This is a genomic window from Xanthomonas sp. NCPPB 2933 (assembly GCF_056725225.1).
Genome location: NZ_CM161518.1, coordinates 844,681 through 868,263, shown reverse-complemented (window position 1 = coordinate 868,263; position 23,583 = coordinate 844,681). Strand labels below are relative to the sequence as shown.

16 protein-coding genes and 2 pseudogenes are annotated in these 23,583 nt (G+C 65.6%); 4 read left to right on the top strand and 14 right to left on the bottom strand.

The features are described 5' to 3' along the window. Positions 1-46: 46 nt before the first annotated feature. Positions 47-358 (bottom strand): hypothetical protein, encoded by a 312-nt coding sequence (locus tag AC1PLU_RS03725; protein WP_023905197.1) that lies wholly within the window; start codon positions 356-358, stop codon positions 47-49. Positions 359-604: 246 nt separating this feature from the next. On the opposite strand from AC1PLU_RS03725, the gene AC1PLU_RS03720 reads away from it, so the two are divergent. Next, entirely contained in the window at positions 605-1,174 is a 570-nt protein-coding gene (locus AC1PLU_RS03720; protein ID WP_006451608.1) for a lipocalin family protein, read from the top strand. A gap of 78 nt (positions 1,175-1,252) precedes the next feature. Here AC1PLU_RS03720 and AC1PLU_RS03715 read toward each other — a convergent pair whose 3' ends face one another. Next, positions 1,253-2,218 (bottom strand): helix-turn-helix transcriptional regulator, encoded by a 966-nt coding sequence (locus tag AC1PLU_RS03715; RefSeq protein WP_006451607.1) that lies wholly within the window; start codon positions 2,216-2,218, stop codon positions 1,253-1,255. Between the two features lie 341 nt (positions 2,219-2,559). Between AC1PLU_RS03715 and AC1PLU_RS03710 the strand changes: the two genes are divergently transcribed. Continuing rightward, positions 2,560-3,360 (top strand): DUF481 domain-containing protein, encoded by an 801-nt coding sequence (locus tag AC1PLU_RS03710; RefSeq protein ID WP_006451606.1) that lies wholly within the window; start codon positions 2,560-2,562, stop codon positions 3,358-3,360. 196 nt (positions 3,361-3,556) lie between these two features. Here the strand turns inward: AC1PLU_RS03710 and hemC are convergent, their stop codons facing one another. From hemC to AC1PLU_RS03655, 11 genes and pseudogenes are all read right to left on the bottom strand, one after another. After that, complete coding sequence (gene hemC, locus AC1PLU_RS03705) at positions 3,557-4,471, bottom strand: hydroxymethylbilane synthase (protein ID WP_074058319.1); 915 nt, start codon at positions 4,469-4,471, stop codon at positions 3,557-3,559. A 114-nt stretch (positions 4,472-4,585) separates the two neighbouring features. Next, positions 4,586-5,317: a LytR/AlgR family response regulator transcription factor gene (locus AC1PLU_RS03700; protein ID WP_268214118.1), complete on the bottom strand. Its 732-nt coding sequence runs from the start codon at positions 5,315-5,317 to the stop codon at positions 4,586-4,588. Between the two features lie 30 nt (positions 5,318-5,347). Next, complete coding sequence (locus AC1PLU_RS03695) at positions 5,348-6,400, bottom strand: sensor histidine kinase (RefSeq protein WP_104552244.1); 1,053 nt, start codon at positions 6,398-6,400, stop codon at positions 5,348-5,350. Between the two features lie 4 nt (positions 6,401-6,404). After that, complete coding sequence (locus tag AC1PLU_RS03690) at positions 6,405-7,070, bottom strand: alpha/beta hydrolase (protein WP_481107743.1); 666 nt, start codon at positions 7,068-7,070, stop codon at positions 6,405-6,407. 182 nt (positions 7,071-7,252) lie between these two features. Further along, a complete protein-coding gene (gene mdoH, locus AC1PLU_RS03685; protein WP_168958682.1) occupies positions 7,253-9,190 on the bottom strand; it encodes a glucans biosynthesis glucosyltransferase MdoH in 1,938 nt (645 codons plus the stop codon). Between the two features lie 328 nt (positions 9,191-9,518). Then, positions 9,519-9,659: a hypothetical protein gene (locus tag AC1PLU_RS03680; RefSeq protein WP_183086641.1), complete on the bottom strand. Its 141-nt coding sequence runs from the start codon at positions 9,657-9,659 to the stop codon at positions 9,519-9,521. 295 nt (positions 9,660-9,954) lie between these two features. Beyond that, entirely contained in the window at positions 9,955-10,878 is a 924-nt protein-coding gene (locus tag AC1PLU_RS03675; protein ID WP_481107742.1) for an IS110 family RNA-guided transposase, read from the bottom strand. A gap of 144 nt (positions 10,879-11,022) precedes the next feature. Then, positions 11,023-11,227: pseudogene (locus AC1PLU_RS03670) on the bottom strand (hypothetical protein); the annotation flags it as partial. A 152-nt stretch (positions 11,228-11,379) separates the two neighbouring features. Beyond that, complete coding sequence (locus AC1PLU_RS03665) at positions 11,380-13,029, bottom strand: M28 family metallopeptidase (protein ID WP_481108460.1); 1,650 nt, start codon at positions 13,027-13,029, stop codon at positions 11,380-11,382. Between the two features lie 178 nt (positions 13,030-13,207). Then, positions 13,208-14,191, bottom strand: a complete 984-nt coding sequence (locus tag AC1PLU_RS03660) for a GGDEF domain-containing protein (RefSeq protein WP_481107741.1) — start codon at positions 14,189-14,191, stop codon at positions 13,208-13,210. A 264-nt stretch (positions 14,192-14,455) separates the two neighbouring features. Further along, entirely contained in the window at positions 14,456-15,940 is a 1,485-nt protein-coding gene (locus AC1PLU_RS03655) for a SulP family inorganic anion transporter (RefSeq protein ID WP_481107740.1), read from the bottom strand. Positions 15,941-16,150: 210 nt separating this feature from the next. On the opposite strand from AC1PLU_RS03655, the gene AC1PLU_RS03650 reads away from it, so the two are divergent. After that, positions 16,151-17,599 (top strand): cellulase family glycosylhydrolase, encoded by a 1,449-nt coding sequence (locus AC1PLU_RS03650; RefSeq protein WP_481107739.1) that lies wholly within the window; start codon positions 16,151-16,153, stop codon positions 17,597-17,599. A gap of 347 nt (positions 17,600-17,946) precedes the next feature. Next, complete coding sequence (locus AC1PLU_RS03645; RefSeq protein WP_481108459.1) at positions 17,947-20,076, top strand: methyl-accepting chemotaxis protein; 2,130 nt, start codon at positions 17,947-17,949, stop codon at positions 20,074-20,076. A gap of 799 nt (positions 20,077-20,875) precedes the next feature. Here the strand turns inward: AC1PLU_RS03645 and AC1PLU_RS03640 are convergent. Beyond that, positions 20,876-23,581, bottom strand: a pseudogene (locus AC1PLU_RS03640) (PAS domain S-box protein). Positions 23,582-23,583 lie beyond the last annotated feature (2 nt).

The following is a 23,583-nucleotide window of genomic DNA, read 5'->3' as shown; positions in this document are numbered from 1 at the left end:
GGCCGGACCGTAGCACAGCCCTCCGCCCGCCCGACCCTGCCGAAGGTCAGGCCGCGCGCACCTGTGGCGCGGTTCGCGAAGCGTTGCGTCGGCGCTGCGCCTGTGGCCCGCGCCGACGTGGCGCCGCGCGTCGCGTGCCGGGCCGCCGCAGGGTCGGCAACGCGAACCGGTGCAGGCCCCACCAGGCCAGCATCGGCATGCCGACCAGCCACAGCGGCAGCCAGCCGATCCATTCGCTGTGGCCGCGCGCGGCCGGCCACACCAGCACCAGGGCCAGCCCGGCCAGGGCAATCTGCCGTACCGGGCGCAGCACGCGCGGGTCGGGACGTTCGGAACGAGCGGTAGGACGATGCGACATGGTGGCACTCCGTGGCAGGTAAGGATCACAACAGGCCTGCAGGATTGCCTGCGTCCATCTCACCGACTGCGACCTGGGCGCGGCGCGGCGGAGACGGATGCGATCGCCGCCACCAATCCAGGCACCTGCGCCCCCCCGCTCAGGCGGGCAAAACGCGGCCGCCGACGCCAGACACGGCCGTTGACGCGAACTTGCCCCCCGCATGAGGTAGTGTGCTGACCCAACCGCCCCTTTCGTGATGTTGCGATGCGCCTGACCGTTTCGATCGCCCTCGCTTTCCTGCTCGTCCTCGGCCTGCCCGTGGCGCATGCCAAGGACACACCAACCGACGAACCAGCGGTCGATCTGTCCAAGATCATGGGCACCTGGTACGTGATTGCGCGCATGCCCAACCCGGTGGAACGCGGCCATGTCACCAGCCGCGACGAGTACACCCTGGTCGAAGACGGCAAGGTGGCGGTGCGCTATCTGTATCGCGACGGTTTCGGCGAGCCTGAAAAAGAAGTCAGCGCACGCGCCTCGGTAGACGCGGAGAGCGGCAACCGCGACTGGCGGGTGTGGTTCTACAAGGTCATCCCGGCCAAGCAGCGCATCCTGGAAATCGCACCGGACGGTTCCTGGATGCTGATCTCCTACCCCGGCCGCGATCTGGCCTGGATCTTCGCGCGCAAGCCGGATATGAGCCGCGACCAGTACCGCAAGCTGGTCGACAAGATGCGCGACGATTATTCGATCTACACCGACAAGCTCAAACGCGTACCGCAGTTGCGCGAGCAGGTGGACCGCCTGGGCTTTGAAGTGCCGAACAAGCGCTGAGTGCACGCGTAGGACGGTGGTTTCTGCACACCGTCCGCAGCGGCTTGACGCATGCGCGTTACGTCCTGCGCGCCACGCTCAGTCGTAATTGCTCAGCGCCAGCGACAACAATGCCTTGGCCTGCTCGCGCAACGACACCGGCTCGACGATTTCCGCATCCGAGCCGTAATGCAGCACGTCCATCAGTAGTTCGCGTGAGTTGCTGTACGGCACTTTGAGCTCGTAACGGCCGTCGGGCAAAAAGCGCCCCTGCTGCTTGGAATGCCAGTGCTCGTCGGCGACCCAGCGCGCGGCCTTGGCACTGAAGGCGATCGTCGCCCAGCCCTTGGGCGCACCCGAAAAAATGCCGTAGCTGGCCGCCAACTGCTCGTCCAGCTCGCTGTCGGGCACATCGCGCGGCACGGTTTCGAGCAGGCGCGCGTGATTGATGCGGTCCACCGCAAAACTGCGTACGCCGTCGCGGCCGTGATCCCAGGCGTCCAGATACCAGTTGTCGCGGTAATGGGTGATGCGCTGCGGGGAGACGATGCGCTTGGTCGATTCGTCGGTGGAGCGTGCGCGGTAGTCGAAGCTCAGCTGCTTGCGCTCCAGCACGCCAGAGGCCACGGTGCGGAAGCTCGCCTCATCCAGCTTGCGCCCGCGGTGCGGAATCACCCGCACCCGATCCACCGGCCATTGCGAGACACCGGCCTGGGCAGCCAGCAACCCCTCGATGCGTTGCTGCAGCGGCGCCAGCATCGAGGACAACACGCCGCCACCGGTACGCGCGAGCAATTGCTGCGAGGCCAGCAGCGCGTGCAATTCTTCCGAACTCAACCACAGGCCGGGCAACTCGAAGCGGTCGCTTTCACCGGACAGATAACGAAAGCCGGATTCGCCATCGCCTTCCACCGGCGCCATCAGCGCATCGCGCAGAAAGGCCAGATCGCGATACACGGTTGCGCGGGAGCAGCTCAGCTCATCCTGCAGCCGCGCCACCGTCACCGGGTAGCGCGCCGACTTGAGCAAGCGATGCAGGGAGTTGATGCGTTCGTAGCGGTCCATGCGTGGATTATGTCCGAGTCTTTGCGCGGCAGGGTGAGCGCGGATGGGCAGAAGCGACAATGGCGGGCCGGCCGCATGCGCAGACCCGCGCAGGGCCGGGCTTGCTGCGGTGTTGCATGGCTCCTGCAAGTGACACTCGCGATAGTGTCACGCTCGATCGCCGTGCGCCTGATCGGGATGCGCCGGCTCGGCCCGATCAGGCCAATCGGGCGCCGTCGGGGACGACCGACCGAACCGCCAATGAAGCGCCGCGTTCACCTAGTCATGACGCAGCCGCCCAGTCCGTTATCATGAAATCGCTTCCACCCTCTTTTGCCCCTGCCTTCCAAAGCGAGCCGCCCATGCCCCGCCGTGCCCCGTTGTCTGCCCTGCTGCCGCTGTTGTTGATCACGCCTACCGTCTGGGCCCAGGCAGTTGCACCGGCGCCGGTGGACCCCGCTGCCGCCGTGATGCCGTCGCCGTGGAGCGGGAGCAGTGGCGAGCTCGGCTACGCCGCCGCCCACGGCAACAGCACCACCGACAGCCTCAATGGCCGGGTCCGCTTGCGCTATACCGACGGCGACTGGATCCACAGCCTGGATGCCACCGCGCTGCGTTCCAGCTCGGAATACACCAATACCAACGACGACGGCAGCACCGAACGCGAGCGCCAGACCACCGCCGAACGCTACACCGGCAGCGTGGGCAGTGCGTTGCAGCTGGGCGAACACCGCCAGCTCACCGCCACCGGCCGTTACGAACACGACGACTTCGCCACCTACGACCGTCTGGCCACCTTCGGTATCGGTTACGGCACGCGGCTGATCAACGCCGACCGTTTTTATCTGGATGCACAGGTGGGCCCGGGTATCCGCCGCGCGCACAACAGCGACGAAGATCGCAACGAGACCGGCCTGATCGGGCGCGGCCTGTTCGACCTCAAATACACCGTCACCGACAACACCGACCTGATCAATACGCTGCTGGTGGAATCGGGCGAGTACAACACTTACGCGCAGAACGATTTCGGCGTGCAGGTCAGCATGAATTCGCACTTTGCGCTCAAGGCTGCGTGGCAGATGCGCCACAACAGCGAGGTCAGCGAAGGCGACAAGAAGACCGACACGCTGACCACGGTCAACCTGGTCTACACGTTCAAGTAAGCGACGCGAAGGTAGGAGCGGCCTTGGCCGCGAGGGTTTTACCGGTAAAGCCTCTCGCGGCCAGGGCCGCTCCTACTAGGAGGAGGCGTTGCGTGAGAGCGGGCATTGCGTGCGTGGTGGCGACTTTGGAGCCTGCGCCGGAGTCGATGCAGGCCGCGTTACAGCTCAACGCTTGCGGCGCGGGTTGCCGGCCGCGTTAGAGCTCCGCCAACAACTGCGCGGCGCCCTTGTCGAACAGGCCTTGCGCGACCAGGCGGCCGAGTGCTTCGGTGTCCTCGGCGCTGCCGTGCGCCTCGGCGTGGATCAGGCGTCCGTCGCTGGCGCTGCCGACCATGCCCTGCAGAAATAGCCCGTCGCCTTCCCAGCGCGCGAACGCGGCCACCGGCACATGGCAACTGCCATGCAACGCACGATTCATCGCCCGCTCGGCTTCCACGCAGGCGCGGGTGCGGCCGGCATCCAGCACCGCCAGCAGGCCATGGATGTGCGCATCGTCGCCACGGCATTCCACCGCCACTGCGCCCTGGGCAGGTGCCGGCAACCACTCCGGCACATCCAGTCGCGCGGTGATGCGCGCATCGAACCCGAGCCGCTGCAAACCGGCGCAGGCCAGCACGATGGCGTCGTAACCGCCGTTATCGAGTTTGGCCAGGCGGGTGTTGACGTTGCCGCGCAGGTCGATCAGTTCCAGATCCGGGCGCGCGGCGCGCAACTGCGCCTGGCGCCGCAGCGAAGAGGTGCCCACACGCGCGCCCAGCGGCAGCGCCTGCACGGTGGCATAAAGGTTGGACACCAGCGCATCGGCCGCATCGCCGCGCTCCATGATTGCCGGCAGCACGAACGGCGCGTCCAGTTCCATTGGTACGTCCTTGAGCGAATGCACCGCGCAATCGGCCTCGCCGCGCAGCATCGCCAGCTCCAGTTCCTTCAGGAACAGGCCCTTGCCGCCGATCGCGGCCAGCGAGCGGTCCAGCACTTCGTCGCCGCGGGTGCTCATCGGCACCAGCACGACCTCCAGCCCGGGATGGTGCTGGCGCAGCGCGGTGGCGACGTGTTCGCTCTGCCAAAGGGCGAGCGGGCTCTTGCGGGTGGCGATGCGGAGCGTGGTCATCCCGCCATTATCCCGGACCGGGCGCGTAACGCCTACCTGGAGCGCAAGCGCGCACCACGCGGCACCCGCGCCGCTGACGGCCAACGGATCTCATCACACGCGGCATGACGCGCCCTAACGCAATTGCTCGCGCAGGCTGGCCACGCAGCGGCGGCTCACTTCCAGGGGTTGCGGCACATTGCGCAGCACTGCGTGCACCTGGCCATCGCCGCTGCGGCGCAGTTCCACCAGCTCGGCGCGCGCGACCAGGCAATTGCGGTGGATGCGCACCAGGCGGTCGGCGAATTCGTCTTCCAGCGATTTGAGCGACTCTTCGATCAGGTCCTCGCCACGGGTGTGGTGGACGATGACGTACTTCTCTTCGGCCTGCAGATAGCGGATGTCGCCGATGGCGATCAGCCGCAGACTGCCGCGCAGACGGGCACACAAATGCGTGCGTAGCGGTGGCGGCACAACGCTGGGCGCGCGCCCGGCCAGAAAGGTGGCCACCTTGTCCAGTGCGGCGGCCAGGCGCTCCGGGCGCACCGGCTTCATCAGGTAATCCAGTGCGGCAGCGTCGAAGGCCGACAGCGCGTGCTGGTCGTAGGCGGTGCAGAACACCACCGCCGGCGGTTGCTGGCCTTGGCGCAGCAGGCGCGCGGTTTCCAGGCCGTCGACGCCGGGCATGGCGATGTCCAGCAGCACCAGGTCCGGATGCAGGTGCTGGCATTGCTGCAGCACCTGCTGGCCGTTTTCTGCCTCGCCGATCACCTCGACGTGCGGATGTTCGCCCAGCAGCATGCGCAGGCGCTCACGCGCCAGCGGCTCGTCATCGGCGATCAGCACCCGCACTTGCGTGGCCGTCATGGACTCCCCCTCGCTGCCGTGACTTTCCCCTCACGGCAGCGGCAATGTGATCTCACAGGCATAGTAGCCCTCAGCCCAGCTGGCCGCCATCCGTGCCCCGGCCCCGAACTGAAACGCCAGCCGGTGCGAGATGCTGGCCTGGGCGTGCCCGGCGCCGGCAAGCAGCGGCAACTGCGTACCCGGTTGCGGAGCCGGATTGACGATGCGGATCTGCAACTGGTTGCCGCGCTGGCGCAACGACAGGTACAGCGTGCCGCCCTCGGGCAGGCGCGAAATTCCGTGCAATACCGCATTTTCCACCAGCGGTTGCAGCACCAGGCGCGGCATCGGCAATTCCCACGGCAAGGGTTCCTGGCGATGCCAGCGCACCTGCAGGCGTTCGCCCAGGCGCAGCGATTCGATCGCCAGATAGCGCTCGGCCAGTTCGCATTCGGCGCGCAAGGTGGACAGGCCTTCGCCGGCACCGAGCGCGGCGCGGAACAGATCCGACAGATCCAGCACCGCCTGCTCGGCCACCACCGGGTCGCGCCGCAACAGGCTGGCGATCAGATTCATGCTGTTGAACAGAAAATGCGGGCGGATGCGCGCCTGCAAGGCATCGGCCTGCGCGCGCGCGTTGGCCTGCACCTGCGCTTCCCAGCGGTCGCTGACATAGAAATAGCGCAGCGCCAGCGCGGTGATCAGCACCACCGTGGCGGCGCTGCCCAGGGTAAACCGCCAGAAGCCGACCAGCGGCCCCAACGGCGCCTGCCCGAGTACCGCATACAGGCCGTGCACGATGCCGGCGCCGAGCATCGCCACGACGGCGGCAATCGATAACGCAGTCAAGCCGCCCAGCTTGGGCGGCAGCCGCGACAGGCTGGGCCGCAAGACGCATAGCAGCACGGTGACGGCCAGCGCCAACCACAACGCCAGACCGCTGGCCGACACGAAACGCGACAGCGTGATGCTGCGCGCCGCGCCGGCATCGGGCACCAGCGTCACCACCAGCACCACCAGTTCGGCCAGCCCCAGCATCGCGCCCAATCGTGGCAGCCGGCACAGGTCCGGCATCCAGGCGATCTGTGGCGCGCGCGGGGCCATGCACTCAGGCGGCGGTGAAGCGCGCCTGCATCCAGTTGCGCAGCGCCTCGATCTCTTCCAGGCAGACCTGATGTCCCATCGGGTAGGTGTGCCATTCCAGTTCAAAGCCGAGCGTGCGCAAGGTCTGTGCGCTCTGTTCGCCGGCACCGAACGGCACCACCGGGTCGGCGCTGCCATGCGCCATGAACACCGGTTGGCGGGTGGCAGCCGGCTGCAACTGGCTGGCGGCGGCTGTCGGGTCGGGCAGATAGGTCGACAGGGCGATCAGCCCGGCCAGCGCAACGCTGCGCTGCAGACCGACCGCCAGGGTCACTGCGCCGCCCTGCGAGAAGCCGGCCAGCAGGATGCGCTCGGGGGCGATGCCGCGGGTCTGCTCATGGGCGATCAATGCCTCGATCTGGGCCACCGATTCGGCGATGCCGGCCTTGTCGGCACGATGTGCGAAATCCATGCCGACGATGTCGTACCAACCGCGCATGCGCACGCCGTTGTTGATGGTGATCGGGCGGATTGGCGCGTGCGGGAACACGAAGCGCAGCGCCGGCCACTGCGGGCGCACCAGTTCCGGCACCATCGGGGCGAAGTCGCTGCCATCGGCACCCAGGCCGTGCAGCCACAGCACGGTCCACTGCGGGTTCGGTCCGGTCTCGCGTTCGATCACTTCCAACATCGTCCAGCTCCGCTTGCGGGCTGGGCATTATGCCTTGCGAAATCGGCCGGGCCGATCACGTCTTGACCGGGCCATGCGTGCCGATTGCTGTCTGCAGGCGTGGGCGGCCTGCTTGCTGCAGCTTGCTCAGCGCGACATGCGTGGCGTGATATGCGCCGATCGCCGCGCGCAACGTGCCGCGCTCAGATCAGCGAGGGCTCCAGCGCGGCGGCGCGGCGCAGTTCGGCCGCACGCACCAGCACCTTGGGCGGGTCGAGTTCTTCAGGTATGCAGAAGATGCCAGCACGCCGCAGACCCAGGCCGGTGCGGCGCAACGAGGTCAGTGCCACCACTGGAATGGACAAGGCCATACCGATGATCACCGGCGCCATCCAGGCCGCCAGCGACGGCGAGACCACATAGGCCATCGAGCCCATGAACAGGCCGAAGATGGTCAGCCCGCCGTAGCTGCGCAGCAGCGCCGGCCACGCCAGCTTGCCGTCGTCGCGCACCTGTGCATCCCAACCCGAATCCTTGCCGGCCAGCACTTCGAACACGCCGCGCGACTGCAGATACATCACCACCGGCGCCATCAGGGCCGCCAACACGGTTTCCAGCAGGATGCTCAGCATGGCGCGAAACGCACCGCCACAGGCACGCAGTTCGCGCGGGTTGAGCAGCAGTGCGATATAGCCCAGCAGCTTGGGTGCGAGCAGCACGAACATGGTGCAGGCGAAGATCCAGATCGCGTTGCCTTCGCTGCTGCCGTGCCAATAGCGCGCCGGCGAGAACGGCAGGCCCTGGGCCAGGTCGATGCCGGCCCCGGCCAGCGGAATACCGATGCCGATCAGCATCAACATGCCCCACATCGGCGCGGTGAAGTAATGCCCGATGCCGATCATCATGTGCATGCGGCTGATCCAGTGCAGACCCTTGGCGCCGACGACCTTGGCATGCTGCAGGTTGCCCTGGCACCAGCGACGGTCGCGGATCAGCAGGTCAGTCAGCGTAGGCGGGCCTTCTTCGTAGCTGCCCTGCAGGTACGGCACCATGTGCATGGCCCAGCCGCCGCGCCGCATCAGCGCCGCTTCGACAAAATCGTGGCTGAGCACATGCCCGCCGAACGGCTTGCGCCCGCGCAGCGCCGGCAGGCCGGCGTGATCGGCAAAGGCCTGGGTGCGGATGATGGCGTTGTGGCCCCAGTAATTGCTCTCGGCGCCATGCCACCAGGCTACGCCAAAGGCGATGATCGGCCCATAGACGCGGCCACCGAACTGCTGCATGCGGGCAAACAGGGTCTGCCCGTTGACCACCGCCGGCAGGGTCTGGATCAGCCCAACGTCCGGGTTGTTTTCCATGCCGGCGACCAGCCGCACGATGGTGTCGCCGGTCATCACGCTGTCGGCGTCCAGGATCAGCATCTGCGGGTAGCTGCCGCCGAAACGACGCACCCAGTCGGCCACGTTACCGGCCTTGCGCGCGGCGTTGTCGGCGCGGCGGCGGTAGAAGATGCGCCCATGCCCGTCGACGCGATCGCACAGCTCGTTGTAGACCAGTTCTTCGGCAGCGCCGATGTGTTCGCGGGTGGTGTCGCTGAGCACGAAGAAGTCGAAATGTTCCAGCTGGCCGGTCTCGGCCACCGATTCGTAAATCGCCTGCAGGCCGGCCAGCAGCCGGCGTGGGTCTTCGTTGTAGGTGGGCATCAGCAACGCAGTGCGCGTGTGCAATGTCGGCAACGGTGCATCCGGGTCGATGCCGAGCTTCCGTCCGGCGCGCGCTACCACGGTGACAAAGCCGGCCACCGCGCTGGCGAAGGACATCGCGATCCAGGCAAACAACAGTATGAACAGCCCGAGCAGGCAGCCTTCCAGCACGCTGATGCCGCCGGGCCACAGCACGCTGAGCATCACCCACACCGCCACGGCAGTGGTGGCAAAGGTGCCGCCGATCAGATAGAAACGCCGCACGCCGATACCGACCGGCGCAGTACGCTGATGCGGCACCTGCAGGCTGCCTTTGCGCAGGTCTTGTTCGGGCATCGCCAGCGGCGCTTCGGGCGGCAGCGTGGGCTGGCCGGCGTCGAGGACGGAGATGGAGGGAAATTCGGTAGGTGCGGGAGAAGAAGTCACAATGCCGTCCATCAAGGCTGCCCGTCGCGCGAAGGCGACAGCGCGAGCTGAAACGGGAGATCCATCCCCGCTATGTAAAATGCCGTTGCCACACGCACCGTGTCGTGGGCGAGCCCGACGGTGTGCGACCACGTCGCAGGTTTGGCAGCTCTAAGACCACTCCGATGCACAAGCTCTCCTGGCTGCAACTTCACGTCGCGGCTTATCCTAAAGAATCGATCGTTAAGGAAGCGAAGGCCGCTTTCTGTCGTCTTCGCCCCACCCGACGAGGACAGCGCGGCAGACTACGCCGCAGCGACCGAACACAACCCCAACAGATTGCAGCCTGACGCGCGCGCTGTCACGGGCGGCGAACCACGCTGTCATGTAAGACAACTGCAAGTGATGTGCCAGGAAGTGCAATCGGTTGCATCGCCGGCGTGCTGACGCTGGCGATCGCGTCGATGACGGTGACCGGAACTGAAGGCAGCGTGCGCGTCATGGTGTATCGGAATCAGCGATGTGGGTCCTGCACCAACTTCAATGCAGGCCACAAACGGTGCGTTCCGCGCAAGCTCATCACTTCAAGACAACCAGGATTTCGAGTCGTTGCATCGTTTAGGTGCGATCAAAAGCTTGGTTAGTCGAGGGCGCGGTGCCCTCGCCGCTCGCGGGACACGCCGTGAATCCGTCCGTGGAGCAACTGTGTTGTTGGAGTGGCTCTGCCGCTCCGCAAGCCGGGCACGGTGGTGCTGGCCGCCTGTCGGCAGCCATGGCCCCATCGAGCGCATTGACACTCAGGTCGGGATGGCTTGGGCCTCTCCGGCTAGCGCATCTCTGGCGCGGGCGTTGAGGATGACCAGCATCTTGCGCATCGCCGCCACGACGGCGACCTTGCCGGGCTTTCCGCGTGCCCGCAGCGACCGATAAAACTCCCGGATCCGGGGCTCCTGCTGGATGGCCGACAGGCAGGCCATGTACAGCACGTTGCGCACCTCGATCCGCCCGCCGCCGATCCTGCGGATGCCGCGCGTGGTGCCGCTATCGTGGGCGATGGGAGCGAGGCCGACCAGCTTGGCAATGGCCTTGCCATCGAGGGTGCCCAGCTCCGGCAGATAACTGGCGATCACCGCTTGCAGGATCGCTCCGACGCCTTTAAACGAACGCATCGCTTCCAACTGCGGTTGCTGGCGGACCTGTTCGGCGATGTGTTTTTCCAGTCGCACGCAGTGCTTTTTCATCTGCGTGATATTGGCCTGCAGCAGGCGGCGTAAGCTGGTGTCCGTCCCCTGTTCCAACTGGTTTTGCGCGCTTGTTGCCAGATCCACAAGCTGCTGTCGCGCACGCACGAACTCGCGCAGCTTTCGCCGCCAAGGCTCCATCGGCGGATAGGCACGCAGCTCAAGGGTGGCCGCCATGCAGGCCAGATTGGTCGCATCCAGGCGATCTGTTTTTGCCGGCAAACCGGTGGCAGCAGCGAAGGCCTGGCAGCGGTACGCATCGGCCCGCACGACTTGGTGACCGGCGTCGAACAGGGCATCCAGTATCTGCTGTTCGTAACCGCCAGACGCCTCCAGGACAACCTGGCCAGCCTGCTGCGTCGCCAGCCAGGACAGAAGCTTGCGATGGCCCGAGGGTGTGTTGTGAAACCGCTCGAAAGGGCCGCGATGGACGGCCACATCCAACATGGCCTTGCACACATCAATCCCGATGCCGTTCATGGGTGAACTCCGTTAGGCTTAAAGGGTCGAGAGCTCCCCCGCCTGCCCAGCCTTACGTCTACGCGTGGCAACACTGGCAACTGTTCGGGCGATACGGGGGAGAAACCGACGTGGGCACCTGTCTCCACGACGATCGGCAATGATCTAGGCTCTAACGGTGGCCCACGTCGGCTCTCGACACCCAGACTGGCAGAATCCGAACAGATAAGGCTCGGTGGCGGCATCCATGCCGCCACACGGTCCCGCAAGCGGCGAGGACACCGCACCAGAGAGTTTGCTGGTTGCTTGGAAAAGAGCTACGCGCACCGACCATCTCGACTGGTCCTTGCCCGCCCACCGGCGCGGGACCTTACGCGGCATGGATGCCGCATAAGAGCCTACATGGACGTACTTGCGGCGTGTCCCGCGATGGTGGGCGGACAAGGGCCCTGCAGCCAAGCCGCAGCCCTATCGCTCTAGATTGGTCGGTAACGGGATGAAAGCTGTCCGTCGCACCCCCTCTTACTTGCGTGCGGGCTCGCTGGCATCACGGGTGGCGCGGAACTCCGAGTCGTTGCTCCAGTTTGGCCACTGGCGCGAATCGGCCAGCTGCTGGCCCAGCGCGTACAGCACGCCCAGATCGCGCGCCGCACCGGCGAAGGTCCAGTCCGGCTTCCACTCGTCGCCCTGCTGGTGATAGCGCTTGGCGGTGTAGTCGTCGGAGGCGGCCTTGCCTGCGGCCACGCCGCCCACTTCCCAATCCTGCCCGGAGGCGTACGACAGCGCCGGCACGCCGCGCTTGGCGAAGGAGAAATGATCCGAGCGGAAGAAATACCCCGCCTGCGGCTTGGGATCGGGCGTGTAGCGCAGCTTCCACTGGCCGGCGACGCTCTTGAGCTGGTCGAGCAATTCCAGCTTGGCGGTGCCGTAGATGCCGAAATCGCGCGCGGGCACGAACGGGTTCATGCCGTCCATGTTGATCACCGCCACCGTGGTGTCCAGCGGGTACAACGGCTTGGATGCGTAGAACTCCGAGCCCAGCAAGCCCTTTTCTTCGGCGGTCACCGCCAGAAATACCACCGAGCGCTCCGGCTTGGGCCCCGCGGCAAAACCGCGTGCCAGTTCCAGCAACGCCGCAGTGCCGCTGGCGTTATCCAGCGCACCGTTGAAGATGGTGTCGCCGCGTGCGTCCGGCTTGCCCACGCCGATGTGGTCCCAATGCGCGCTGTAGATCAGCGTCTCGTCGGGGCGTTTGCTGCCTTCCAGGCGCGCGACCACGTTGTGCGAGGTGATCACGTCGGACTTGACCTGGTAGCTGGCGCTCAGGCTCTGGCCCTTGAGCTCGACCGGCTTGAAGCCGCGCGTCTGCGCCTGCTTCTTCAAGGCGTCGAAATCCAGCCCGGCATGCTTGAACAACTCGCTGGCCAGATCGCGCTGGATCCAGCCTTCCAGGGTGGGATGGGCGCTGCGCGGGTTGTCGCGCACTACATCGAACATGGTGTTGGTGTTGGAGCTGGCCACCGTGTCCCAGCCGTAAGAGGCCGGCGCGGTTTCGTGCACCACCAGCACGCCGAGTGCGCCCTGGCGCGCGCCTTCTTCGTACTTGTAGGTCCAGCGGCCGTAGTAGGTCATGCCGGCACCGTCGAAGGCGCCCTTGCCGGTTTCGAAATCCGGGTCGTTGATCAGCACCACCGCGATCTTGCCCTTCAGATCCACGCCCTTGAAGTCGTCCCAGTCGCGCTCCGGCGCCTTGACCCCGTAGCCGACGAACACCAGCGGTGCGTTGGCGATGTCGACGGTGGACGAACCATCCAGCGCAGCGCGGATGGCGATCTGCTTGCCCTGGGTCAGGGTTTGCGGCTTGCCGGCATTCTGCAAAGCAATAGTCGGTGCGCCAACGATATCGGCGCGCCGCAGCGGCACCGCCTGGGTCCACGCGCGCTTGCCGTTGGCGAGATCACCGCCCGGCTGCAGGCCGGCGGCAGCAAACTGCTTGCTCAGGTAGGCGATGGTCTTTTCTTCGCCGGCGGTAGCCGGGCCGCGGCCTTCGTAGGCATCGGAGGCCAGTTCCTTGACGTCGCGCGAGATGCGCGCGCCATCAAAGGTGGGCGTGGCCGCCATGACTGCAGTCGAGACCGCCATGGCCAGCATTCCCATCGCAAGTCGCTCGATCACGGCTCGCTTCGTCACAACTTGCTTCATCACAGCTCGCTTCACTGCAGCACCCAGGTGTTGTCCAGACAGCCCTGGAGTGTAGCCACTGCGGCGTTTGACCGGGTGTGTGCATCGGCAGTGCGGCTGCATCACGCCGCGCGGTATTTACTGGGTTGCCGCCCATGGACGACGCAACTCAGAACAGATCGACGCTGCCCACCTGCTGGGTGAGATGCTGCATCTGCCCGCTGGCGACCAACTCTGCGTAGACCTCGGCACGGTTGCGGCCGTGCTGCTTGGCCCAGTACAGCGCCTTGTCGGCCTCGTCCATCATCTGGCTGATCAAGCGGCCATGGGTCAATTCGACGATGCCGGTGCTGAGCGTGACCTTGCCCACTTGCGGGAAGGCGTACTCGGCCACTGCCAGCCGGAAGCGCTCGAACAGGCTCACCGCCGTATCGCGATCCACCCCGCGCAGCACGATCACGAACTCCTCGCCGCCAAAGCGGAACAGCAGGTCGTCCTGACGGAACGCGCGCTGCATCAGCTGGGCAACCAGCAGCAACACCTCGTCACCGTACAGATGGCCGAAGCTGTCGTTGACGCGCTTGAAGTGATCAATGTCCACGATCCCCAGCCACACGCTTTCGCCTGCCGACGCATCCGCCGCAGCGCCTGCGAACAAGCGCAGGATCACATCGTCGAAGGTCTTGCGGTTACGCAGCCCGGTCAGCGCGTCGCGCTGGGCATCGTCGAGCAGGCTGCGGTAATTCTGGAAAAAACGCGCAAAGCCCTGCAGCATCGCCTGCTCGGCGGTGCCGGGAACGCGCGAACCACCCACGCGCAGGCACGTGCGGATGCCGCGCGCTTCCATCATCGGGTAGACCAGCAGTGCACGGCCGTCTTCCTCCAGCTGCACCACATCGCCCGCCCCGCGTGCGTCGGCGAGCTGCGCACGCAGTTGCGCGTCGCGGATCTCGGCCACCGTCAACGACAGCCGGCCGTCCTCGCGCAGCCGGGTTTCGGCCATGGTGCGGCCATCCGGCGCGATGCGCAGCAGCGAGAGTTCTTCAGCTGCACAGACCTCGCGCACGGTGCGCAGCAGGCTCAGATCGAGCGGATCGGCGTCGCGAATGGCGGTCAGGTCCACCATCCGTTCCAGCAACGGTTCGTTGGTCATCGCCGCGCCATCCCGTGCACGGACGCCCGCCCGCAGCACCGCTGGCGGCACGCAGGCAGACATCTCGGGCTGGAACGCACTGGCATCACGACGATCACCGGCAATCTTTGATGTCGGTTCATCGGCGCTATTCAGGCGAACTTGAGGTCGCTGCCCGGCCACGCTCAGCCTGCGGCCAGCCAGCCCGGGAGCCGGGTGCATGTCGGCCGCCTGCGTGTCGGCCATGTGCAGCCAGGCCGAATGCGCCCACCCGCCCTGCCGTGCTCAGGGCAGCGAAGATTCCAGCGCGTCTTCGCCCAGCGCGTGCGCCTGCATCAGCCGCCGGCTGCTGGCGTTCAAGCCTGTGACCTGCACCTCCAGGCCATGGTGACGCAGCCGCTGCACCACCTTGTCCAGCGCCGCCACTGCGGTGATATCCCAGAAATGCGCGCGGCTCACATCGATCAGCACCGTGCGGCCGGGGACCTGGCGTGCGTCGAAGGCATCGATAAACACGTCGGCCGAGGCGAAGAACACCTGCCCGCGCACGCTGTAGGTGCGCACGCCATCGGCGTCGCTATGGGCGATCTGCAGCAGCCCGGCCACCTTGAAGGTGAAGAACACCCCGCTCAACACCACGCCCACGGCTACACCCGCAGCGAGGTTATGGGTGAGCAAGGTCACCGCCACGGTGGCCAGCATCACCACGCTGGAGGTGCGCGGATGGGTCACCACGGTGCGCAACGAGCGCCAATCGAAGGTCTCCGCCGAGACCATCACCATGATCGCCACCAACGCCACTACCGGCACCTGCGAGACCCACGGCTTGAGCGCCACCATCAGGATCAGCAGAAACACGCCGGCAAACAACGTCGACAAGCGCCCACGCCCGCCGTATTTCACATTGCCCACGGTCTGCCCGATCATGCCGCAGCCGGCAATGCCGCCGAACAGGCTGGCGGCCGCATTGGCGATGCCCAGCCCGGTGCATTCGCGGTTCTTGTCGCTGGGTGTGTCGGTGAGTTCGTCGACTACGCGCGCGGTCATTAGCGATTCGAGCAGGCCCACCATGGCGATGGCCAACGCCGGCAAGGCGATGATGCGCAAGGTTTCCAGCGTCAACGGCACCGACGGCCATTGCAGGAACGGCAGCGCGTTCGGCAGCTTGCCCAGATCGGCCACGGTCTTCAGCGGCAGATGCAAGGCCGTGCTTGCAACGGTCAGCAGCAGGATGCACAGCAACGGCGAGGGAATCGCCGAGACACCCGGTAGGCGCAGCCGCGGCAGGCCGTAGATGATCGCCAGGCCCACGCCCAACATCACCCAGGTAGTCGGGTTGGCGCCATGCAGATGCGGCAGCTGCGCGGCGAAGATCAGCACCGCCAACGCATTGACGAAACCGGTGCGCACCGAGCTGCTGACAAAGCGCATCAGCACGCCCAGCCGCAGCAAGCCGAACAGGATCTGCACCGCACCGGCGAGCAGCCCGGCCGCCAGCAGATACGGCAACCCGTGCGTGGCCACCAGCGGTGCGGCCACCAGCGCCACCGAGCCGGCCGCAGCAGAAATCATCGCCGGGCGTCCACCGCAAAACGCAATCACGATGCCAATCACGAAGGATGCGAACAGCCCGACCTGCGGATCCACGCCGGCCACGAACGCGAACGCGATCACTTCGGGAATCAGGGCAAATGTTGCGACCGCACCGGCCATGAGTTCGCGCGCGGGTGAGACGCGCCATTGCGCCAGTTCGGCACGCAAGAAGGACATTGGAAGACACTCCGGGGACAGAAAGGACAGCCTGCGGACACTGCGCAGCGGCAATAGTGTGCGGGAAAGCGACCCCGCCCGCAGCCTGCGCGTGATCGGTGCGGCAATGCGCTTTTCTGTGGCTGGGGTCACGCCACATAAAACGGCCGCGGACCAAGATGCCCCCCTCACCGCACCCGGGTGTCGGGTCGGTTTCCCAGGGAGATCACCATGTCCATTTTCAGGGCTGCAAGCACGCTCGCACTGGCTACGGCGTTGGCGCTGGCCGCCGCACCGGCCTTCAGCTATTCCATCAGCAACAACAAGGTTGTCGACGACAACGGCAAGGTGGTCCAGCTCAAGGGCGTCAACGTGTTCGGTTTCGAGACCGGCAACCATGTCATCCATGGTCTGTGGGCGCGCAACTGGAAGGACATGATCATCCAGATACAGGGCCTGGGCTTCAACGCCGTGCGCCTGCCGTTCTGCCCGGCCACGCTGCGTGCCACCACCATGCCCAGCAGCATCGACTATGGCCGTAATCCCGATCTGCAGGGCCTGACCTCGCTGCAGATCCTCGACAAGGTGATCAACGAATTCAACGCCCGCGGCATCTACGTGCTGCTGGATCATCACACGCCCGATTGCGGCGCCATTTCCGAGCTCTGGTACACCAGTTCCTATTCCGAAGCGCAGTGGCTGGACGACCTGCGCTTTGTGGCCAACCGCTACAAGAACGTGCCCAGCGTGATCGGTGTGGATCTGAAGAACGAACCGCACGGCGCCGCCACCTGGGGCACCGGCAACGCGGCCACCGACTGGAACAAGGCCGCCGAGCGCGGGTCGGCCGCAGTGCTGGCCGTGGCGCCCAAGTGGATCATTGCGGTGGAAGGCATCACCGACAATCCGGTGTGCTCGACCAATGGCGGCATCTTCTGGGGCGGCAATCTGCAGCCGCTGGCCTGCACGCCGTTGAACATTCCGGCCAACCGCCTGCTGCTGGCACCGCATGTGTACGGGCCGGACGTGTTCGTGCAGTCGTACTTCAACGACAGCAACTTCCCCAACAACATGCCGGCGATCTGGGAGCGTCACTTCGGCCAGTTCGCCGGCACCCATGCGCTGCTGCTGGGCGAATTCGGCGGCAAGTACGGCGAAGGCGATGCGCGCGACAAGGTGTGGCAGGACGCACTGGTGAAGTACCTGCGCAGCAAGGGCATCAACGAAGGTTTCTACTGGTCGTGGAATCCCAACAGCGGCGACACCGGCGGCATCCTGCGCGACGACTGGACCAGCGTGCGCGAAGACAAGATGACCTTGTTGCGCACGCTGTGGGGCACGGTCAGCAGCACCACGCCGACGCCGACGCCTACCCCCACACCGACTCCCACGCCAACCCCGACGCCCACTCCGACACCGACACCCACTGGCAGCTTCAGCACCAAGGTGATCGTGGACAGCAGCTGGAGCGGCGGCTCCTGCAATCGCGTGCAGGTCACCAACACCGGCACCGGTAGCGGCACCTGGGCGATCTCGCTGCCGGTCAGCGGCACCGTCAACAATGCCTGGAATGTCACCTGGTCGCAGAGCGGCAGCACGCTCAGGGCCAGCGGCGTGGACTTCAATCGCACCCTGGCAGCCGGTGCAACCGCTGAATTCGGTTTCTGCGCGGCCAGCTGAGTGCGGTGAGGCGGGCACGCCGCGCGTGTCCGCCGTTGCGCTACGTGCTGCGGGCAGTTTGCAATGTAAGCATGCGGCGTCATGCATCGATCGATGGATCGATGCCCGCCACCTGCATGACCTTGTAGGAGCGCCCTCGGGCGCGATGAGGCGTTATCGATAACGCTTCATCGCGCCCGAGGGCGCTCCTACGTTGTATCGGCAGCTATCGCCTTGGTGCATGACCTGCCCCGCCCAAGCAGACGCTGCCGCAATCAGCATTCAACCCGGATGTGAATCAGCCGATATCCATGCCAGAGCGCCCTGCGCGCGTTTTGGATGTCGTTGCCATGCCTGTTGTGTCGCTATTGCGTCGTCACGTTGCCAATCTCCCACTCACCCGCAAGTTCATCCTGCTCTGCGCGCTACTGACCGTGGGTGTGATCCTGCTCGCGGTGGCTGCGGCGCGCCTGCAATATCTGGATCTGGTGGAGGCGCGCAAGCTCAGCGTCAAGACCGAGGTCGAGATGGGTCTCACCGTGATGCAGCACTATGCCGACAAGGTCAAAGCTGGCGAGTTGACGGTCGAACAGGCCAAGGCAGCGGCAAGTACAACGCTTGCCGACATGCGCACCAACGATGGCGTGGATTATTTCTTCATCGTCGATCCGCAGATGCGCATCCTGATGCATCCCAAGCGCGCCGTCGGCACCGACATGAGCGATTACAAGAGCGATGCCGGGCAGTACGTGTATCGCGACATCAAGACCGCGATCGAGCGTGGCGACGGTTTCAGCTATTACAACGCACCCAAGCCGGGCAAAAAAGAACAGCTGCCCAAGATCAGCTATGCCAAGACCTTTCCGGCCTGGAACTGGGTCTTGGTGATGGGTGTGTACGCCGAAGACATCCAGGTGCAGGCCTGGGGCTTCACGCGCACCTTGACGTTGATCGGCGGCGCGTTGGTGGCGATGGTGATCGGCCTGTGCTGGTTGATCGCCTCGGCCATGGCTGCGCCGCTGCGTGCCGCATCGCGCACCGCAGAGGCGATCGCCTCCGGCCGCTTCGATAACGACATCCGGGTTGAATCGCGCGATGAAACCGGCCAGCTGATGCACAGCATGCAGCAGATGCAGAATCAGCTGCAGCGCTTCAACGGCGAGATGCAGACCATGATCCGTCTGCAGCAGGGCGAGAACATCGCGCACCGCATTCCGGAAGACTTCCCCGGCGATTACGGCACGCTGGCGCATGGCGTGAACACGGTGGTGTTCGAGCATCTGGATGCCATCAACGAAGCGATGGATGTGATGAGCGACTACGGCCGTGGCGATCTGCGCCGCGACATGCGCCGCCTGCCCGGCCAGCGCGCGGCATTGCACGAAGCCCTGGACACGGTGAAGGGCAATCTGTCGGCGATCAACAGCGACATCGCGCGCCTGGCCGATGCCGCTGCGCGCGGCGATTTCTCTGCACGTGGCGAGCAATCGCGCTACCAGTTCGCGTTTGCGGAAATGGTGCAGGCATTGAACCGCCTGATGCAGCAGGCCGATGCAGGTCTGGACGATGTGGGCCGCATCATGGCCGCCATTGCCGATGGCGATCTGTCGCAGCGGGTGGAATCGCATTATGAAGGCGCGTTCGGGCGCCTGGCCGATGCCGCCAACCGCACCGCGATCCAGCTGACCAGCATCGTGCAGGGCATCCAGCACTCGGCCGAGATGATCAACACGGCGGCCGGCGAAATCGCCAGCGGCAATGCCGACCTGTCTACGCGCACCGAACATCAGGCTGCGAATCTGGAAGAAACCGCTGCATCGATGGAAGAACTGACCTCCACCGTGCGCCAGAATGCCGACAACGCGCGTCAGGCCAACCAGTTGGTCAAGGGCACCGGCGATGTCGCCGAAAGTGGCGGCCGGGTGGTGCAGGAAGTGGTGAGCACCATGCAGGCAATCACGCAATCGTCGGCGCGTATTTCCGACATCATCGGCGTCATCGACGGCATCGCGTTCCAGACCAATATCCTGGCCTTGAACGCGGCGGTGGAAGCCGCACGCGCCGGCGAACAAGGCCGCGGCTTTGCAGTGGTGGCCACCGAAGTGCGCGCCCTGGCCCAGCGCTCGGCCGGTGCCGCCAAGGAGATCAAACAGCTGATTTCCGACTCGGTGGAAAAAGTCGCGCAAGGCTCGAACCTGGTGCAACAAGCCGGCAGCACCATGACCGAGGTGGTCAGCTCGGTGAAGCGCGTGACCGACATCATGGCCGAGATCACCGCCGCCAGCACCGAGCAAAGTGCGGGCATCGAGCAGGTCAGCACCACGGTGATGCAGTTGGACGAGATGACCCAGCAAAACGCCGCGCTGGTGGAAGAAGCCACGGCGGCCGCACGCAGCATGGAAGATCAGGCCGCGGATCTGACACGCGCGGTGGCGGTGTTCCGGTTGGTGCCGGAGCAAGCTGCAATGCAACGACGTTCGGTCGTGCAGGCGGCTTGATGGATGGATGCAGAGCCCCTCGCCCTGCGGGGCGAGAAGGCACGGCATGCGCGCCACTAATGCGCATGCCTGGGTCGGTGAGGACACCGCACCAGAGAGTTACTTGGTTGCTTTGTTGAAAGCCATGCGCACCGACCAAATCGACTGGTCCTTGCAGCCAAGCGACGGATCAACAATCAAAGCTAGGTGAGTCGAGGGCGCGGTGCCCTCACCGCTCGCGGGACACGCCGTGAACCCATCCCTGGGGGCTCGGTGGCGGCATCCATGCCGCCACACGGTCCCGCAAGCGGTGAGGACACCGCACCAGAGAGTTACTTGGTTGCTTTGTTGAAAGCCATGCGCACCGACCATCGCGACTGGTCCTTGCCCGCCCACCATCGCGGGACCTTACGCGGCATGGATGCCGCGTAAGAGCCTACATGGACGTACTTGCGGCGTGTCCCGCGATGGTGGGCGGGCAAGGGCCCTGCAGCCAGGCCACAGATCGTCCGCCCTGCAATCAACGCATCCATACCCTTTCGTCACCTCTCCAGGCGACAGAGATAGTGGGCCTCAACATCGCAGGTAGTGAACACTTATCGATACCGTTGCATCGCCACTGACAAAATCAATAAGTGCAATGCGCGCTTCTGATTGACGCGGTTTTATGGGTAAACCGTACCCTCATCCGCCCTTCGGGCACCTTCTCCCGGTGGGAGAAGGGAGTGCTCCTGATTGACGCGGTTTTATGGGTAAACCGTACCCTCAGCCGCCCTTTGGGCACCTTCTCCGGTGGGAGAAGGGCGCGGCGCGCGCTTGACTACCGCGCGGCATCGCGCCCGGCAGTAGGTGTGTCGTTGCCGCAGCGGGCGCGTTTTGCGGCGTACATCGCTTCGTCAGCCGCGTGCATCAGGCTGGCCGCGTCGGCGTTTTGGCCGTGTTGCCAGGCGACGCCGATGCTGGAGTGGATCGGCAGGTGTTGTTCGCCGAACACGGCGCCCGCTGCGGCAGCGGCGCGAATCCGTTCTGCCACTGCCGCGCATTCGGTCTGCGGATCTTGCAGGTCGTCCAGCAACACCACGAATTCGTCGCCGGCCAGGCGTGCTACCAGATAGCGGCTGCCGGCCGCTTGCTGCAGGCAGCGGCCGAAGGCCACCAGTACCGCGTCGCCGGCGCGGTGACCGTGCACGTCGTTGATGCGTTTGAAGCCGTCCAGGTCCAGGAACATCACGGCGACCGCGCGCTGTTGTTGCTGCGCCTGGGTCACCGCGATCTGCAGCGCTTCGGACCAGGCGTGGCGATTCGGCAGGCCGGTCAAGGCATCGCGGGTGGCGCGTTCGTGCATCAGCCGATGCAATGACTTGTGCGCGGTGACGTCGTGCGCCATCAGGAAGAACCCTTGCGCCTGCGTCGATGCGCTCTGCGTCGCGGGCACCAAGGTGATTTCCACATCGCGCGGTGTCGCGCCGCCACGTAACACGTGTTCGAAGCTGGCGCGTTGCCCGCCGATTACCTGCGCCAGCGCAGCGCACGCCGGGGTGCTGAGGTCATCGCCCAGCACCTGGGTGAGATGGCGGCCGACCAGGCTGGACGGCTCCACGCCGAGCCAATGGCGATGCGCTTCATTGGCGAACAGGCAACGCTGCTCGGCATCGAACTGGCTCACCAGCGTCGGTGTGGCATCGCTGATCGCGCGCAGACGCGCCTCGCTTTCGGCCAGGCGTTCGGCGGCGACATGGCGTTCTGTGACGTCCTGGATCTGCGAGACGAAATGCACCGGTGCACCGCTGCTGTCGCGCACCAACGACACCGACAACTGCGCCCAGATCACCGCGCCCTGCTGGCTGATATAGCGCTTGGCCATGCTGTAACTGTCGCGTTTGCCGTCGATCAATTCCTGCACAAAGCACAGATCCATCTCCAGGTCGTCGGGATGGGTGATGGTCTGGAAGGTGGTGCGCAGCAACTGCTCGCGCGGATACCCCAGGATGCTGCACAGCGACGGATTGACGTCGCGCCAGGCGCCGTCCAGCGAGACGATCGCCATGCCCTGCGGGGCGGTTTCGAACGCGCCCCTGAAGTGCTCGGCCGCCAGCTGCGCGGCCGCCTGCGCCTGCAGCTCGGCGGTGACGTCGATGGCCATCGCCAGGTAGCCGGCCAGCCCTTGCTGGGCGTCGTGGATGACGTTGAAGCACAGACGCACCCGCCGCAGCCCGCCGTCCTTGCGTACCAGGGTCCAGATTTCTTCTTCGAGTACATCGCCTGCGGCAGCGGCGGCCAGCTTGATATACGACGGCGGCGACAACGCAAGCGTGGCCATGTGCCGTTCGAGCTCGGCCGGCAGATGGAACTGCGCAGGGCAGCGGCCCAGTACCTCGTCGGCTGCGTAACCCAGCAGGCGCTCGGCGCCGGGATTGAACAATTCGATGCGCCCGTTCGGGTCGAAGGCGATGATCGCTACGTCCTGCGAAGCGTCCACCAGCGACTGCAAGCGTGCACGCTCGCCCGCCAGTGCAGCCGAGGCATCGCGCAACTGGGTGATGTCGTGCATCACGCACACCGCACCCAACGCGGCGCCCTGATCGCTGACTACCGGGTCGGCATTGCACAACACGCTGCGCGCGCTCTGGCCGGTGGCACGGATCACCATCTCGGCATTGCGCACGTGCTCGCCGCGCCAGGCACGCACCAGGGGGATGGCTTCGGTAGGCAGCAAGGTACTGCCGTCGGCAGCGTAGAGATCGAAATGCTGCGCCCATTGCACCGGCGGCAACAGGCGCGGATCGGTGCCATGCCATTGCCGCGCGGCATGATTGAACTCACGCAACAGCCCCTCGCTATCGCAGGAAACCACGCCGTCAGGCATGGCTTCCAGCAAGCGGCTCAGGGTCTGCCGCTGCGCCTGCGCGGCCAGACGGTCGCGGCGCGCCTCGAGTTGATTGGCGGCCTGGCGTGCCAGCCGGATCAGCGCCTGTTTCTGGTTTTCGTCGAGAACCCGCGATTTGGTGCTGAGCGTGCACAAGGTGCCGTACGCATAGCCCTCGCGGCCGATCAGCGGCACGCCCACATAGGAGCGAATGCCTGGCGCGGCGGTGACCAGCGGATTCAGTGCGAAGCGTGGATCGGCCTCGGCATCGGGCACCTCCAGCAGCTCGGTACCCATCACCGCGTAAGAACAGAACGACACACTGCGCGGGGTGCCTTCCAGATCGGTGCCGCAGCGCGCCTTGAACCACTGACGGTCGGCATCCAGCAGCGACACCAGCGCCATCGGCGCGCCGCTGACGTGCGCGGCCAACCAGGCGATGTCGTCGAATTCGGCCTCGGGCTCGGTGTCCAGCACCCCCAACCGACGCACGGCCTCCACGCGCAAGGCGTCGTTGGCGGGCATCGGCACGGGCGGCAACAGGACGGTCATGGCGTGATCGGCGGGTAGCGTCTGGTCAAGGTAGGTCGCCCCAAGTAACGGCGAGGCGAGGATCAACTTGAGTCAAGCGCGGCCGGGTCCGCTTACACCGCATTTCAGAT

Bases quoted from the DNA above. Each gene is read 5' to 3' on its own strand.
- AC1PLU_RS03725 (WP_023905197.1), bottom strand. From the start codon at position 358: ATGTCGCATCGTCCTACCGCTCGTTCCGAACGTCCCGACCCGCGCGTG.
- AC1PLU_RS03720 (WP_006451608.1), top strand. From the start codon at position 605: ATGCGCCTGACCGTTTCGATCGCCCTCGCTTTCCTGCTCGTCCTCGGC.
- AC1PLU_RS03715 (WP_006451607.1), bottom strand. From the start codon at position 2,218: ATGGACCGCTACGAACGCATCAACTCCCTGCATCGCTTGCTCAAGTCG.
- AC1PLU_RS03710 (WP_006451606.1), top strand. From the start codon at position 2,560: ATGCCCCGCCGTGCCCCGTTGTCTGCCCTGCTGCCGCTGTTGTTGATC.
- hemC (WP_074058319.1), bottom strand. From the start codon at position 4,471: ATGACCACGCTCCGCATCGCCACCCGCAAGAGCCCGCTCGCCCTTTGG.
- AC1PLU_RS03700 (WP_268214118.1), bottom strand. From the start codon at position 5,317: ATGACGGCCACGCAAGTGCGGGTGCTGATCGCCGATGACGAGCCGCTG.
- AC1PLU_RS03695 (WP_104552244.1), bottom strand. From the start codon at position 6,400: ATGGCCCCGCGCGCGCCACAGATCGCCTGGATGCCGGACCTGTGCCGG.
- AC1PLU_RS03690 (WP_481107743.1), bottom strand. From the start codon at position 7,070: ATGTTGGAAGTGATCGAACGCGAGACCGGACCGAACCCGCAGTGGACC.
- mdoH (WP_168958682.1), bottom strand. From the start codon at position 9,190: ATGGACGGCATTGTGACTTCTTCTCCCGCACCTACCGAATTTCCCTCC.
- AC1PLU_RS03680 (WP_183086641.1), bottom strand. From the start codon at position 9,659: ATGACGCGCACGCTGCCTTCAGTTCCGGTCACCGTCATCGACGCGATC.
- AC1PLU_RS03675 (WP_481107742.1), bottom strand. From the start codon at position 10,878: ATGAACGGCATCGGGATTGATGTGTGCAAGGCCATGTTGGATGTGGCC.
- AC1PLU_RS03660 (WP_481107741.1), bottom strand. From the start codon at position 14,191: ATGACCAACGAACCGTTGCTGGAACGGATGGTGGACCTGACCGCCATT.
- AC1PLU_RS03655 (WP_481107740.1), bottom strand. From the start codon at position 15,940: ATGTCCTTCTTGCGTGCCGAACTGGCGCAATGGCGCGTCTCACCCGCG.
- AC1PLU_RS03650 (WP_481107739.1), top strand. From the start codon at position 16,151: ATGTCCATTTTCAGGGCTGCAAGCACGCTCGCACTGGCTACGGCGTTG.